Here is a 12737-nt window from a genome sequence, read left to right on the forward strand (position 1 = left end):
TACGGATCACGATCATGGAAGATACAGACCCGGCAAGGCGCTTTTCAGCGCAAGCCGTTCGCAAATTCGATAACGGCGCGGACGGTGGCAGCAGCCAGCCGACGCAGCTCAACAAGATCGCGCAGCAGGTTGCCGCGCAATATCGCCGCGATACGATGTCGCCGGTGATGGTCAGCGGCGTCATGCGCCTGATCGAATTCGTCCTGTTTTCCCTTTCGGGCCTTACGCTGCTTGCCGTCCTTGTCGGCTTCGGCCCGCATCTGTTCTGGCAATACACGCTCGCCATCGCCGGAACCTCGCTGTTGACGGTTCTCCTGTACGAGCTTGGCGACCTCTATCAGGTCCCCGCCCTGCTCAAGCCGCTTTCCAATTCGGCGCGGCTGCTGTTTCTCTGGGCCGGCGCATTCGCGCTGCTGGCGGTCGCCGGCTTCTTCCTCAAGATTTCGAGCGATTTTTCGCGCCTCATGTTCGGCACATGGTTTTCACTGGGCTTTGTGCTGGTCTTTACCTTGCGCCTTGTTACGGCGCAGCTCATCCGGCGCTGGGCGCGTAACGGCGCCATGGAACGCCGCGCCGTCATCGTCGGCGGCGGACAAGCAGCGGAAACGCTGATCCGCGCGCTCGAGCAACAGCCCTACAATGACATCCGCATCTGCGGCATCTTCGATGACCGCGACGACCGCCGCTCGCCACCCATCGTCGCCGGCTATCCCAAGCTGGGCAATATCAGCGAACTGATCGAATTCGCGCGCATCGCGCGTATCGACATGCTCATCGTTTCCCTGCCGGTAAGTGCGGAAAAACGAGTACTTTCGCTGTTGAAAAAGCTCTGGGTCCTTCCCGTGGACATTCGCCTGTCGGCCCATTCCACCCAGTTGCAGTTCCGGCCGCGCTCCTACTCCTATATCGGCTCCGTGCCGATGCTCGACATATTCGACAGGCCGATCAACGATTGGGATTCGGTCGCCAAACGCGCTTTCGACATCGTCTTCAGCCTGATCGGTATCATCGTCTTTTCACCGATCATGCTGGCGACCGCCATTGCCATAAAGCTCGACAGCAAAGGTCCGGTCCTGTTCAAACAGAAGCGGCACGGCTTCAACAACGAGGTTATCGAGGTCTACAAATTCCGGTCCATGTATGCCGACCAGTCGGACCCGACGGCAAAAAAGACGGTGACGAAAAACGACCCGCGCGTCACCCGCGTCGGACGCTTCATCCGCAAGACCTCCATCGACGAACTGCCCCAGTTCTTCAATTCGCTGCTTGGCAACCTGTCGCTCGTCGGACCTCGCCCGCACGCGATAGCGGCACAGTCGCACAACATGCTCTACAATGAAGTGGTGGACGGTTATTTCGCGCGCCATCGCGTAAAGCCCGGCGTTACCGGATGGGCGCAGATCAACGGCTGGCGCGGCGAGATGGATACCGACGAAAAAATCCGCAAGCGCACCGAATACGATCTCGATTATATCGAGAACTGGTCGCTGTGGTTTGACCTCAGGATACTGTTCCTGACGCCGATCCGCCTTCTCAACACGGAAAACGCCTATTGAACGCGCTGGCGCAGGAACTGCCGCGCGCGGCGGTGGAAGCCAGGCTGGTGGTGCTGATTTCCTCTGCCGCCGTAGGCCTGGGCGTCCTGCTTTCCGGTTTCGTCCTCAGGGAACCGGCCCCTTACGAACTTTATATGGCCGGGCTGATCGGGGTATGGGTGCTGTTCGGGCTGCGCATCTCGCGGGCCGTGGCACCTTTGCTCGTGCTTCTGGTGACGTTCAACATCGGCGGCATGATTTCCATGAGCCAGATGTCGAACCTGATGAACACGCCGCTCTATCTGGCGGTATCGCTGTTTCTGGCCTTTACGGCGGTGTTCTTCGCCTGCGTCACCGAAATGCGGCCGCAGCTTTACGGCATTATCTTCCAGGCCTGGGTGATTGCGGCCGTCTGTACGTCGATACTTGGCATGCTGGGATATTTTCACGCCGTTCCGGGCGCCGAGATGTTCACCAGATATGAGCGCGCGGCGGGCGCGTTCCAGGACCCCAATGTTTTCGGACCGTTTCTGGCGCTACCCGGCATCTGGCTGCTCTACCGTGTGCTGACGGGCAGCCCGCTGAAGATGCTGCTTTACGCGGTTCCCCTGCTGATCATCGTTGGCGGTATCTTCCTGTCCTTTTCGCGCGGCGCATGGGGCCTGTTCGGCGCCTCGGCGATCTTGCTGACGGCAGTTCTGTTCCTGCAAAGCACGAGCGGCATGTTCCGGCTGCGTATCGTGGTGATGAGCATCGCCGCCTTCCTGTTCCTTGCCCTGGCGTTTCTGATCGCCCTGCAAATCCCGGCTGTGGCGGATTTGTTCACGGTGCGTGCGCAACTGGTGCAGGAATATGACGGCGCCCGGCTGGGTCGATTCGCCCGCTACGGCATCGGCTTTGCCCTGGCGCTCGAAAAGCCGTTCGGGATCGGCCCGCTCGTGTTCGGCCAGATATATGGCGAAGACACCCACAATATCTGGCTGAAAACGCTGATGGACTATGGCTGGCTGGGTTTCGTCTCCTACCTGACGCTGATCTTGTGGACGCTCGCGGCCGGTTTTCGCATCCTGTTCCGAACCCGGCCGTGGCAGCCCTATCTGCTGTGCGCCTATGTGGTGCTCATCGGTCATATCGCGCTGGGCAGCGTGATCGATACCGACCACTGGCGGCATTTCTATCTGCTGCTCGGGCTGATCTGGGGCGCAATCGGGTTGGAATATCGCCATCAGCACGGGCTGCGCGCGCGCAGCGCGTCCCGTTTTCCCGGCTTCTGACTGACGGCAATCTCAAGGGAAAAATGGTCGGAGTGGCGGGATTCGAACCCACGACCCCTTGACCCCCAGTCAAGTGCGCTACCGGGCTGCGCTACACTCCGAACCGGGTGCTGTCTATCTGCTAATGCCTTCGCGGGTCAACCGAAATTCGCGCACTTTGCGAAAACATGCGTGAATTTCGAGACAACCCGCCGGCAGCGCCGTATTCCGGCGCCGCCGGGACACGCTTTCCATGTCCGGTCACGGAGATCCGCTCAGCGCTGGCTGCCCAGCAGCGAAGCGATCTGGTCGTTGCGAGGCACGTTGCCCCCCGGCGTCAGCTTGTCGACTATGCCGGGCAGCGCCACCGAAAGCTGGCGCAACAACTCGTCTTCGCTCATGCCGGCGCGTTCGGCGATTGCCTTGATCGTCTGCGGGCCGATGGCCTTGCCCAGATCGTCAGCGGCGATCGGCTCGTTCTGGCCTGTGCCTACCCACGAATCGGCAGCATTGCCGTGTCCCGCTTCCTTGAGCTTGTCCAACAGTCCGCCGAGGCCGCCGAGCAAACCGCCATCGTCCGGCTGCGGAGTGGTTCCAGCCTGTTGATCGGGTTGCGGTTGGCTGCTTCCGCCGCCCAGCATCTTGCCGACCAACAGCGCGCCGAGCGCGATCATGAGGGGTTTGGCGATGTTACCGCCTGGCACCGCGTCGTCAAAAAGTCCCATACGGACCTCCCAATTCGGAACTGCCCCCGCCTCTTGATTGTGGTGCGAGGCTACGCATTTTCAAGCCCGCCAACGCACAGTTGTATTTCCCCATCTCCTGTGGAACTCTTTCGTTGCAGTGACAAAGGAGAACATCGAGATGTCAATTATCGGTTGGATCATCCTTGGACTTGTCGCAGGCTTCATCGCCAGCAAAATCGTCAACAGCAGCGGTCAGGGCATGCTGATGGACATCGTCCTCGGCATCGTGGGCGCCATTGTGGGCGGCGTAATATTCAACTTCTTCGGCGCGGCGGGGGTAACGGGCTTCAATATTTACAGCCTCATTGTCTCCGTCATCGGAGCCATAGTCGTTCTGTGGCTCTATCACGCTCTTGCGGGTAGACGCGGGGCCTGATCCTGTCCGCCCGGACGCCGGGCATGGAGGGGAATTTTCGCGACGGGCCCCCGTCGCGGGAACGCAAGTCAGAGCATAGTGGCGAAAATATCCGGCCCTGCCAGCATGTGGCAGGGCCGGATAAGCGATCAGGCGGCGTTGGAATTCGATTCCTTGTCCAGCACCATGTAGTCGAGCGGCAACTCGGTCGTGTATTTGATCTGCTCCATGGCGAAGGACGACGACACGTCGCGGATTTCGATCTTGGCGATCAACCGCTTGTAGAAGGCGTCGTAAGCGGCGATGTCGGGCACCACCACGCGCAGCAGATAGTCCACGTCACCGCTCATGCGGTAGAACTCGATGACCTCGGGAAAATCCTGGATCACTTCCGAGAACCGTCGCAGCCATTCATGGCTGTGCGAATTGGTGCGGATCGCCACGAAGACCGTAACGCGCGTGTTAATCTTTCCCGGATCGAGGATGGCCACGCGCCGCTTGATGACGCCCTCTTCCTCCAGCTTCTGGATGCGGCGCCAGCAAGGTGTGGTCGAAAGGCCCACCTTCTTTGCGATGTCGGCCACTGCGAGGGTCGCGTCCTCCTGAAGAAGACGAAGAATTTTGCGATCGAGGCGGTCCATGGGGGCTCCGTGGAGAAAAATATTCTCCTATAATCACCTCAAGAACCCCCTTGCGCAAGAAAGGAATTCTCCGGCGCATGGCGAATGGCGCAACGGCATTGCGCCGAAATCAAGCTATGCGGTCGCGGATTTCCGATTTCAGCACCGGCAGCAATTCGGCTTCGAACCAGGGATTCTTTTTCAGCCAGGCCGTGTTGCGCCATGAAGGATGCGGCAGCGGAATGGTGCGCGGCTGGGCCGGGCGATCGAAAATGGCGCGCCAGTTGCGTACCGTCTCGCCAAGCGAAGCACCGCATGCCTCGCGCAGATGCCATTGTTGCGCGTAGAGCCCGATGGTCAGCACAAGGTCGATCTGCGGCATGAGCTCAATCAGCGGCTGACGCCACAGCGGTGCGCATTCGCGTCGCGGAGGCAGGTCGCCGCCCTTGGCATCCTGCCCCGGAAAGCAGAAACCCATTGGCACGATGGCGAACTTGGCCGCATCGTAGAATTCTTCGCGCGACACTCCAAGCCAATCGCGCAGCCTGTCGCCCGAGGCGTCATTGAAGGGAATGCCGGTGGCATGCACCTTGGTGCCCGGCGCCTGCCCCGCAATCAGGATGCGCGCCGTTGCGGACGACACCACCACGGGGCGGGGTTCATGCGGCATGGGGCGACCGCGCGGCGCTTCCACACACACGCGGCACGCGCGGATGCGTGTGGTCAGGCATTCGAGCTCGGTTGCCGTCATGATGTCATGCAGAAGCGCTCGGCCGGCTCGAAAGCGCCTCGTGCCAGCGCAGTACATTGGTCAGCTCCGGCGGCACCTGGATGCGCGCGGGCTTCATGAAGTCGAGGGCGCACAGGCCGGTGATGTCGGCGATGGAATAATCGTCACCGGCCGCGAATTCGCGATCTGCAAGCTCACGGTCGAGGATGGCCAGAAATTCGAGCACCTTGGGTTTGTTGGCTTCCCCCCAAGCCGGAATCTGCGGCACCTCCCACTCCTTCATCGCCGGATGGATGTGGCGGAAAGCCTGCGCCACGCCGAAGAAGAGGTTCTGCTCGATCCGCCGCTGCCACATCTCCACCATGGCCCTGTCGAGCGCACCGCGCCCGAACAAGGCCGGCTCAGGATGCAATTCCTCGAAATAACGGCAGATGGCGACGGTCTCGGTCAGGATTATGCCGTCGTCCAGTTCCAGCACGGGCAGGCGCTGTAGCGGGTTGCGCGAGGTCATCGGCTCGCCGCGATGCTCCATGCCGGCCATATCCACCGGCACCAGCGGCACTTCGATGCCCTTTTCCACGAGAAACACACGCACCCGGCGCGGGTTGGGCGCGCGCCCGCCATCGTACAACTTCACATCGCTCTCCCTTGTCGTTCGGATCGCACTATAGCGCGACGCCGGAAAAATCGAACAAATTCCATAGCCAGTCGAGGAAGCCTGCCGGGGCGGGCTCGTCCCGTATATTCCGGCTGGCGCGCCAGTCGCGCGGGCGCTCGAAAGTGCCGGCCCAAATGCCTGCTTGCCGCGCCTTGGCGGTGCGCTGCGCATCACCGTAGTCGCCATACGCCACCGCCCAGCCCTGCTCGACCATAGCCCGGTTGAGATCGAGCGTGCCGATCTTGCAGATGGCGAGAAGCCGGTCGTAGCGATCTCTTTTTCCGCCCTCGCAGGCGACCACCCTGCCCGCGATCAACTTCACCAGCGCCTCGCGCGCCTGCCGTCCGCAGCGATAGCTGCCGTCATCGGCCATGCAGGTCTGATTGTATTCAGGCGCGTCTATGCCCAGCAGACGGATACGCTGACCGTTCAGCGTGATCGTGTCGCCGTCATTTACGATCACCGATCCCGCTTCACGACGAACAGCGGCGCGGTCGACGCGACCGACCACCAATGCAAGCATGCCGAGAATTGCGACAGCGAGGCAAAGATCAAAAATGCCGCGCGGTCGGCGGCGCGACGCGCCGGAACGCTTTCGATACAAGCGGTAACGCCGCATTTGGCTCATATGGCGAACAAACTCTTAATCATTGCGACGTAGCTTGCAGCCACGAACTGGTTTCTCGCATAAATTGAATGTCGCCCATGGCGTTGCTTCGCTCGGACATTGCCGACAAGTTCATTGTGGATCGCACCAAGCGACACCGCAACAGCGATGTCGCGCGCGCCGTGCGCAAGACGCGAGACCGCCTCGCGCAGCGTCCCGGCACGCTGGCCTTCGATCGCGAACTGCTGCGCCTGCACGCTCATGCCATGACCGGCAGCGCCACCGCAATTCCACTGCTGGTGCTTGTCATCGCGATAGCCGGCCTGCTTGCCGGCATGCGCGGCGAAATCCTGCTTTGGGCGATCCTGACCACGACCTGCTATGCCGGGCTTGCCTTGATCGCGCACCGGGTAAGCAGGATGGAAATCGCCGCGCTCGACGCGCCGTCCATCAAGCGCGGGTTCCTGCTGGGGCACTTTCTCGCAGGCCTCGGCTGGGCCTACTTCGCGTCCATCGGCTGCGGTGACTGTCAAATCGACCAGTTTCCCATCATCAAGGCCATCGTTCTCTTGCTGGCGATGGCGGCAACCGCGCTCATTACCTCGTCGCTGCGCGGCGTTCTCATAGTCACCTTCACGCTGCCGGTGCTGGTTTACGGCTTCACGGTCGGAGGTTCGCTGGAGCCGGTCGACATTGCCATGGCCGCCCTGCTGACGTTGTCGCTGGTCTTTTTCGCCTATGTCGCAGGACGGCTCAACCGCTCCTCGCTGATGCTGCTTTCGTTCCGCTCCGAGAAGGACGGGTTGATCGCGGAACTGGAGACGGCAAAATCCATGTCGGACGAAGCCCGCCGCCGCGCCGAGGAAGCCAATCTGGCGAAATCACGGTTCCTTGCTTCGATGAGCCATGAACTGCGCACACCGCTAAACGCCATTCTCGGCTTTTCGGAGGTCATGACGAACGAGGTTCTGGGACCGATGCAGAACCAGACCTATCGCGACTATGCCCGCGACGTCCATGATTCGGGCCAGCATCTGCTCGACCTCATCAACGAAATCCTCGACCTGTCGCGCATCGAGGCTGGTCGCTACCAGCTCAATGAAGAGCCGGTGAACCTGCTCTATATCGTGGAAGAATGCTGCCATTTGATGGAGCTGAAGGCCCATAACAAGGACCTGCGCATCGTGCAGCAATTCGAGCCGGAGCTGCCGCGCCTTTATGCCGACGAGCGCGCCGTGCGCCAGATCACCCTCAACCTGCTGTCCAATGCGGTGAAATTCACCTCGACCGGCGGCGAAATTCTGGTGCGCGTCGGCTGGACGGCCGGCGGCGGCCAATATGTTTCGGTGAAGGACAACGGTCCAGGCATCCCGGCCGAGGAGATACCGGTGGTGCTTTCGGCCTTCGGTCAGGGCTCCATCGCCATCAAGAGCGCCGAACAGGGAACAGGGCTCGGCCTGCCGATCGTGCAGGGCCTGATCGCCATGCATGGCGGCGAGTTCCAGCTTCACTCCAGGTTGCGAGAGGGCACGGAGGCAATCGCTATTTTCCCGCTGTCGCGCGTCATGGAAGTGTTGCCCGCGCTGCCGACCAGAGCGGTCGCTGCTGGCGGGCGCCGTCGCTAGGCCTCGAAGGTTAGCGAAGCGCCGCCGCCATCCCCGAACTGCACAGGGCCGCGGCTTTCGCAAGCCCGGCCGCAAGGGCCGCCCCCGCGCCTTCGCCATGCGCCATGCCGAGATCGAGCAGAGGCGTCATGCCGAGCAGTTCAACGGCGCGACGATAGCCCGGCTCTGGCGAGAGTTGCGCAATAACGCAGTGGTCGAGTGCGCGCGGGTTCATCGCCTTCAGCACGGATGCAGCGGCAATTGCGGCAAAGCCATCAAGGATGACCGGTATTTTTTCCATGCGCGCAGCGACTATGGCGCCGGCAATGGCCGCGAATTCGCGCCCGCCAACCCGGCGCAGCACCTCCAGCGGGTCCCGCAGATGGCCGGCATGAAAAGACAGTGCGGCATCGACCACTCGCGCTTTCTGCGCGACCATCGCCGCATCCGCGCCGCAGCCCTGCCCCACCCAGCCTGTGCCCCCGCCGCCATATATGGCCGCCAGGATCGTCGCGGCAACGGTGGTGTTGCCGACGCCGAGATCGCCGATGCACAGAAGATCGGTGCCCGAAATCGCCTCCATGCCGAACGCCATCGTGGCCGCGCAACCGCGCTCGTCGAGCGCGGCGTCCTGCGTGATGTCCTCGGTGGGCAGATGCAGCGCAAGGTCGAACACCTTCAGGCCGACATCATAGGCAAGGCAGATCTGGTTGATCGCGGCGCCGCCCGCAGCGGTGAGTTCCACCGCGCGCGCCGTCGCCTCCATCGGTTGCGGCGAGATGCCGTGCCGCGCCACGCCGTGATTGCCGGCGAAGATCGCCACCAATGGCCGGTTGACGGCCGGAGGGCGTCCACTCCAGACGGCAAGCCACGCAGCCAGATCTTCGAGACGGCCAAGCGAGCCATGCGGTTTCTCGGCCTTCGCAAACTGCGCGCGCACGCCTTCGCCCGCCGCTTCGTCTCCAGCCGGCAGATGGCTCATGAGATTGCGAATATCATCGAAAGGCAGTGCGCTGGTCATGTCGTCAAAGTCCGGGGAATGGTCGTTGGCAGGGGCATAACCGCGATGGCGGCGTGGCACAATGGGCTAACTTGCAAGACAGACATTCTCATGGGACTTGCATCGAAATCGCGCCTGTCCCATCTGGAGAGAACCAACGGGAACGCTCCATGACGGCCATCGAATCGCCCTGCATCCTCGTCTGCTCGATCGACATGAAGACCGGCTACTGCTTCGGCTGCGGGCGCACCCGCGAGGAAATTTCCGGCTGGATCGGCATGACGCCCGAACACAGGCGCGAAATCATGGCCGAATTGCCGGCACGGCTTGAAACGGTGGAGCGGCGGCCTCGCCGCGAAACCCGGCGCGCACGCATGGCGCGCGAACGCGGGATGGCATGAACCGGATGGCAGGGCGTTGGATCTGGATCGTTCTTGCGGTTCTCGGCATCGGCTTCGTGTTGCTGGTGCTCAACGATATGAGCGGCGACCCCACCGGCATTTCGAGCGACCAGCTCAGCCGTGTTCTCTATCTCGGTATTTTCGGCGCGGTGATCGGCGCCGGCATTCTCAACGCCCGGCATCGTTTCAGCGATGTGTTGCGCAATCTGGGCCTCTGGCTGCTCGTGGCGCTGGTTCTGGTCGCCGGCTACCAGTATCGCTATGAGCTGCAGGATATTGCCAGCCGCGTCACCGCCGGCCTGATACCCGGCAGCCCCCTTTCGATAACCGACGCCGACGGCCGCACCACCGTGTCGCTCGACAAGCTGCCCAACGGCCATTTCGAAGCGCGCATCATGGTGGACGGCACGCCCGTGCGCGCCATGGTGGACACCGGCGCGACGACCACGGTGCTGTCGGCCGGGGACGCCGAACGCGCTGGCTTCGATGTCTCGACGCTCAACTTCACCATCCCCGTCTCGACCGCCAACGGCAACGCCAATGCCGCGCGCGTGGTGGCGCAGGAGATTTCGCTGGGCGCCATAACCCGCCGTAACATGCCGATTCTGGTCGCCGCACCCGGAATGCTGGGGCAAAGCCTGCTCGGCATGAATTTCATCGGCTCGCTGTCGGGTTTCGATATTCGCGGCGACCGGATGATTCTGCGGGATTGATCTCCCGTGGCATTCAGGCTGCCGTCAATTCCCGCCGCTCATAGATATGATCGACGATGCCCCAGGCGAGCGCCTCTTCCGCCGTCATGAAATAATCCCGGTCCAGCGTGCGCTCGACCTCGTCGAGGCTTCGTCCGCAATGCCTGGCATAGAGAGCATAGAGGCGCTTCTTGAGCCTGACGATGTCTTCGGCATGACGCTGGATGTCCGAAGCCTGCCCCTGGAATCCTCCGGAAGGTTGGTGAAGAACGATCGAAACATTGGGCAGCGCGATGCGCCGGCCGGCCGTGCCGGCCATGAGCAGAAAGGAGCCCATCGAGCCCGCGGTCCCCATGCACACGGTGGATACCGGGCATGTGATGTATTGCATCGTGTCGTATATCGCCAACCCGCTGCTGACCACCCCGCCCGGTGAGTTGATGTAGAGGGAGATCTCCTTTTTCGGATTGTCCGATTCCAGCGACAGAAGCTGCGCGCAAACAAGCGCCGACACACTGTCATCGATCGGGCCGTTGATGAAGATGATCCGCTCTCGCAACAGTCGCGAGAAGATATCGAAGGCGCGTTCGCCGCGGCTCGATTGTTCGATGACCATCGGCACCAGATTGCTCGTTCCGCTCATTTTCCCTCTCCCGCTCATGCCGCCATTTTCATCGTAGGGGTAACATTTGAATTGCAGGCCATGAGGCGTTGCCCCACGGCTTTCCTCACCAGCACCCGCGCCTCATGCACGATGCGCAGACGCGTGCCGCCGTCCGCCGTCGGCAGCACACGAAAGGAAACGGTAGTCTCCAGTCCGTCGCGGGCCGTGCCCTTGTCACGCCAGGAATAGCGGATCAGCCGTTGCGGCTCGATCTCGAGGACTTCGCATTCGACGCTGCCACCCTCGCCCGGCGCGCCATCAAGGGAAAACCGCGCCCCTTCTTCCGGTCGGATGTCGTTGGGCAGCAGCCACGCGGCGAGCAATTCCGGTACGGTCAGCGCGCGCCAGACTTTTTCGGGAGCGTCCGGCACTGTGCATTCGACAGTGATTTCGTCCTGCTGCGAGCGCTCGTTCATTGTTCCATCTCCTTCAGCACGGTTTTCAGGCGCTCCACACGTTCCGGCCAGAAATCGCGATAGCGCTGCATCCAGTTGGCCAGAGGCGCCAAACCTTCCGGCGTGATCCGATAGAACACGTTCCGCCCCTCACGCCGCTCGCTCACCAGCCCGGCCTTTCGCAAGGCAGCCAGATGCTGAGAAACCGCAGGCTGCGAAACATCGAACCCGGCCTTGAGGTCGCCCACGCTCATCTCACCGGCCGCCAGCCGTTCGAACACGGCCCGGCGGGTAGGGTCAGCAAGCGCGCGGAAAATTCTCTCTGTATCCATCATGCAGATAGATAAGCCAACACTTATCGATTCGACAAGAGAATTCCCATCTCAACGCAAAACGCCCGGATCGGACGACCGCGGGCGCAAATCTCAAACCTCTTCTCGGATTTTCAGGCGGCCTGCCCGGCACGCTCCAGTTCGACGGCGGCGAAGGCCTTGTGCAGAATTTCCGGTCCAGCTCCCACCCGTGTCGCATCGGTGGAAAGTATCTGGCGGAAACGACGCGCACCGGGTTGGCCGTGGAACAATCCGACCATATGGCGCGTGACATGGGCGAGCCTGCCGCCCTGCTCGATATGGCGCGCCGCATAGGCGGCCATGGTGTCGATCAATCCTTCGAAATCGATTTCGCGCGCGGGTTCACCATAAAGCGCCGCATCGGCCCCGGCCAGAATGCCCGGCGTATGATAGGCGGCGCGGCCGAGCATCACACCATTGACCTGGCCAAGATGCATCATTGACTCATCCAGTGTCTGAATTCCGCCGTTTATCCCAATGAATTGGCTCGGATTTCTCTCTTTCAGCCGATAAACCCGCCCATAGTCCAGCGGAGGAATATCGCGGTTTTCCTTGGGGCTCAGCCCGTCCAGCCAGGCCTTTCGCGCATGCACCCACAACGCATCGACGCCAGCGGCGAAAACCCGATCCGCAAGCGCATCCAATGCGACTTCCGGGTCCTGCTGATCGACACCGATGCGACACTTGACGGTGACCGGGATTTTCACAGCCAGCTTCATCGCAGTCACGCATTCGGCCACCAGTTCGGGCGTTTTCATGAGGCACGCACCGAAGGTGCCGGACTGCACGCGATCCGACGGACAGCCGACATTGAGGTTGATCTCGTCATAGCCGAACCCCTCGCCGATGCGGGCCGCTTCGGCGAGTTTCTGCGGATCGGAGCCGCCAAGCTGCAGCGCGACCGGATGTTCTTCCGGCGAAAAGCCAAGCAGCCGCTCCCGCGCGCCGTGGATCACCGCATCCGCCACGACCATTTCGGTATAAAGCAGCGCCTTGCGCGTAAGCTGGCGATGGAGGAACCGGCAGTGACGGTCCGTCCAGTCCATCATGGGCGCAATTGAGAGCTTATGATCCTGATATTCCATAATCTTTATAAAACCAACATGCTGGCTGCCAGCACTTGC

At 61.8% G+C, this 12737-nt stretch carries 16 protein-coding genes and 1 tRNA gene; 6 read left to right on the forward strand and 11 right to left on the reverse strand.

Annotated features, from left to right (window positions below; translation table 11 throughout):
* Positions 1-14 precede the first annotated feature (14 nt).
* Complete coding sequence (locus tag C7441_RS04020; RefSeq protein ID WP_109611795.1) at positions 15-1556, forward strand: undecaprenyl-phosphate glucose phosphotransferase; 1542 nt, start codon at positions 15-17, stop codon at positions 1554-1556.
* Complete coding sequence (locus tag C7441_RS04025) at positions 1553-2809, forward strand: O-antigen ligase family protein (protein ID WP_109611796.1); 1257 nt, start codon at positions 1553-1555, stop codon at positions 2807-2809. Before C7441_RS04020 ends, C7441_RS04025 begins: the two co-directional genes overlap by 4 nt.
* A 24-nt stretch (positions 2810-2833) precedes the next feature.
* Here the strand turns inward: C7441_RS04025 and C7441_RS04030 are convergent.
* Both C7441_RS04030 and C7441_RS04035 read right to left on the reverse strand, forming a co-directional pair.
* Positions 2834-2910: transfer RNA gene (locus C7441_RS04030), tRNA-Pro, on the reverse strand.
* Between the two features lie 153 nt (positions 2911-3063).
* The gene (locus tag C7441_RS04035; protein ID WP_019173365.1) at positions 3064-3513 is read right to left on the reverse strand and encodes a YidB family protein; all 450 of its coding nucleotides are present in this window, start codon (positions 3511-3513) and stop codon (positions 3064-3066) included.
* A 139-nt stretch (positions 3514-3652) separates the two neighbouring features.
* Here C7441_RS04035 and C7441_RS04040 point away from each other — a divergent pair, with 139 nt between their 5' ends.
* On the forward strand, positions 3653-3910 hold the full coding sequence (locus C7441_RS04040; RefSeq protein ID WP_026060640.1) for a GlsB/YeaQ/YmgE family stress response membrane protein: 258 nt from the start codon (positions 3653-3655) through the stop codon (positions 3908-3910).
* A gap of 128 nt (positions 3911-4038) precedes the next feature.
* Here C7441_RS04040 and C7441_RS04045 read toward each other — a convergent pair whose 3' ends face one another.
* The 4 genes from C7441_RS04045 to C7441_RS04060 all read right to left on the reverse strand — a co-directional run bounded on the left by C7441_RS04045 (position 4039) and on the right by C7441_RS04060 (position 6420).
* Complete coding sequence (locus tag C7441_RS04045) at positions 4039-4530, reverse strand: Lrp/AsnC family transcriptional regulator (protein WP_019173363.1); 492 nt, start codon at positions 4528-4530, stop codon at positions 4039-4041.
* Between the two features lie 109 nt (positions 4531-4639).
* A complete protein-coding gene (locus C7441_RS04050) occupies positions 4640-5260 on the reverse strand; it encodes a uracil-DNA glycosylase family protein (RefSeq protein WP_019173362.1) in 621 nt (206 codons plus the stop codon).
* 4 nt (positions 5261-5264) lie between these two features.
* Entirely contained in the window at positions 5265-5876 is a 612-nt protein-coding gene (locus C7441_RS04055; protein ID WP_109611797.1) for a glutathione S-transferase, read from the reverse strand.
* A gap of 28 nt (positions 5877-5904) precedes the next feature.
* On the reverse strand, positions 5905-6420 hold the full coding sequence (locus tag C7441_RS04060; RefSeq protein ID WP_244916054.1) for a thermonuclease family protein: 516 nt from the start codon (positions 6418-6420) through the stop codon (positions 5905-5907).
* Between the two features lie 182 nt (positions 6421-6602).
* Between C7441_RS04060 and C7441_RS04065 the strand changes: the two genes are divergently transcribed.
* Complete coding sequence (locus C7441_RS04065) at positions 6603-8129, forward strand: sensor histidine kinase (RefSeq protein WP_109611799.1); 1527 nt, start codon at positions 6603-6605, stop codon at positions 8127-8129.
* 10 nt (positions 8130-8139) lie between these two features.
* Here the strand turns inward: C7441_RS04065 and C7441_RS04070 are convergent, their stop codons facing one another.
* Positions 8140-9129 (reverse strand): nicotinate-nucleotide--dimethylbenzimidazole phosphoribosyltransferase, encoded by a 990-nt coding sequence (locus tag C7441_RS04070; protein WP_109611800.1) that lies wholly within the window; start codon positions 9127-9129, stop codon positions 8140-8142.
* A 149-nt stretch (positions 9130-9278) separates the two neighbouring features.
* Between C7441_RS04070 and C7441_RS04075 the strand changes: the two genes are divergently transcribed.
* On the forward strand, positions 9279-9509 hold the full coding sequence (locus C7441_RS04075; protein WP_019173357.1) for a DUF1289 domain-containing protein: 231 nt from the start codon (positions 9279-9281) through the stop codon (positions 9507-9509).
* Positions 9510-9514: 5 nt separating this feature from the next.
* Positions 9515-10222: a retropepsin-like aspartic protease family protein gene (locus C7441_RS04080; protein ID WP_109611921.1), complete on the forward strand. Its 708-nt coding sequence runs from the start codon at positions 9515-9517 to the stop codon at positions 10220-10222.
* 13 nt (positions 10223-10235) lie between these two features.
* Here the strand turns inward: C7441_RS04080 and C7441_RS04085 are convergent, their stop codons facing one another.
* The 4 genes from C7441_RS04085 to dusA form a co-directional block, all read right to left on the reverse strand.
* Positions 10236-10844: an ATP-dependent Clp protease proteolytic subunit gene (locus C7441_RS04085; protein ID WP_109611801.1), complete on the reverse strand. Its 609-nt coding sequence runs from the start codon at positions 10842-10844 to the stop codon at positions 10236-10238.
* A 14-nt stretch (positions 10845-10858) separates the two neighbouring features.
* Positions 10859-11281 (reverse strand): SRPBCC family protein, encoded by a 423-nt coding sequence (locus C7441_RS04090; RefSeq protein ID WP_109611802.1) that lies wholly within the window; start codon positions 11279-11281, stop codon positions 10859-10861.
* Positions 11278-11592, reverse strand: coding sequence for an ArsR/SmtB family transcription factor (locus tag C7441_RS04095; RefSeq protein ID WP_425326560.1), 315 nt, complete (start codon positions 11590-11592; stop codon positions 11278-11280). The genes C7441_RS04090 and C7441_RS04095 overlap by 4 nt, the downstream gene beginning before the upstream one ends.
* Positions 11593-11705: 113 nt before the next feature.
* Entirely contained in the window at positions 11706-12698 is a 993-nt protein-coding gene (dusA, locus tag C7441_RS04100) for a tRNA dihydrouridine(20/20a) synthase DusA (protein ID WP_425326555.1), read from the reverse strand.
* Positions 12699-12737 lie beyond the last annotated feature (39 nt).

Source organism: Pseudaminobacter salicylatoxidans (assembly GCF_003148475.1).
GTDB classification, from domain to species: domain Bacteria; phylum Pseudomonadota; class Alphaproteobacteria; order Rhizobiales; family Rhizobiaceae; genus Pseudaminobacter; species Pseudaminobacter salicylatoxidans.

Excerpts from the sequence above, each read along its gene's own strand:
- C7441_RS04065 (WP_109611799.1), top strand. The coding sequence starts at position 6,603 with ATGGCGTTGCTTCGCTCGGACATTGCCGACAAGTTCATTGTGGATCGC.
- dusA (WP_425326555.1), bottom strand. The coding sequence starts at position 12,698 with ATGGAATATCAGGATCATAAGCTCTCAATTGCGCCCATGATGGACTGG.
- C7441_RS04095 (WP_425326560.1), bottom strand. The coding sequence starts at position 11,592 with ATGGATACAGAGAGAATTTTCCGCGCGCTTGCTGACCCTACCCGCCGG.
- C7441_RS04075 (WP_019173357.1), top strand. The coding sequence starts at position 9,279 with ATGACGGCCATCGAATCGCCCTGCATCCTCGTCTGCTCGATCGACATG.
- C7441_RS04040 (WP_026060640.1), top strand. The coding sequence starts at position 3,653 with ATGTCAATTATCGGTTGGATCATCCTTGGACTTGTCGCAGGCTTCATC.
- C7441_RS04085 (WP_109611801.1), bottom strand. The coding sequence starts at position 10,844 with ATGAGCGGAACGAGCAATCTGGTGCCGATGGTCATCGAACAATCGAGC.
- C7441_RS04050 (WP_019173362.1), bottom strand. The coding sequence starts at position 5,260 with ATGACGGCAACCGAGCTCGAATGCCTGACCACACGCATCCGCGCGTGC.
- C7441_RS04020 (WP_109611795.1), top strand. The coding sequence starts at position 15 with ATGGAAGATACAGACCCGGCAAGGCGCTTTTCAGCGCAAGCCGTTCGC.
- C7441_RS04070 (WP_109611800.1), bottom strand. The coding sequence starts at position 9,129 with ATGACCAGCGCACTGCCTTTCGATGATATTCGCAATCTCATGAGCCAT.
- C7441_RS04060 (WP_244916054.1), bottom strand. The coding sequence starts at position 6,420 with ATGCTTGCATTGGTGGTCGGTCGCGTCGACCGCGCCGCTGTTCGTCGT.
- C7441_RS04045 (WP_019173363.1), bottom strand. The coding sequence starts at position 4,530 with ATGGACCGCCTCGATCGCAAAATTCTTCGTCTTCTTCAGGAGGACGCG.
- C7441_RS04090 (WP_109611802.1), bottom strand. The coding sequence starts at position 11,281 with ATGAACGAGCGCTCGCAGCAGGACGAAATCACTGTCGAATGCACAGTG.
- C7441_RS04080 (WP_109611921.1), top strand. The coding sequence starts at position 9,515 with ATGGCAGGGCGTTGGATCTGGATCGTTCTTGCGGTTCTCGGCATCGGC.
- C7441_RS04035 (WP_019173365.1), bottom strand. The coding sequence starts at position 3,513 with ATGGGACTTTTTGACGACGCGGTGCCAGGCGGTAACATCGCCAAACCC.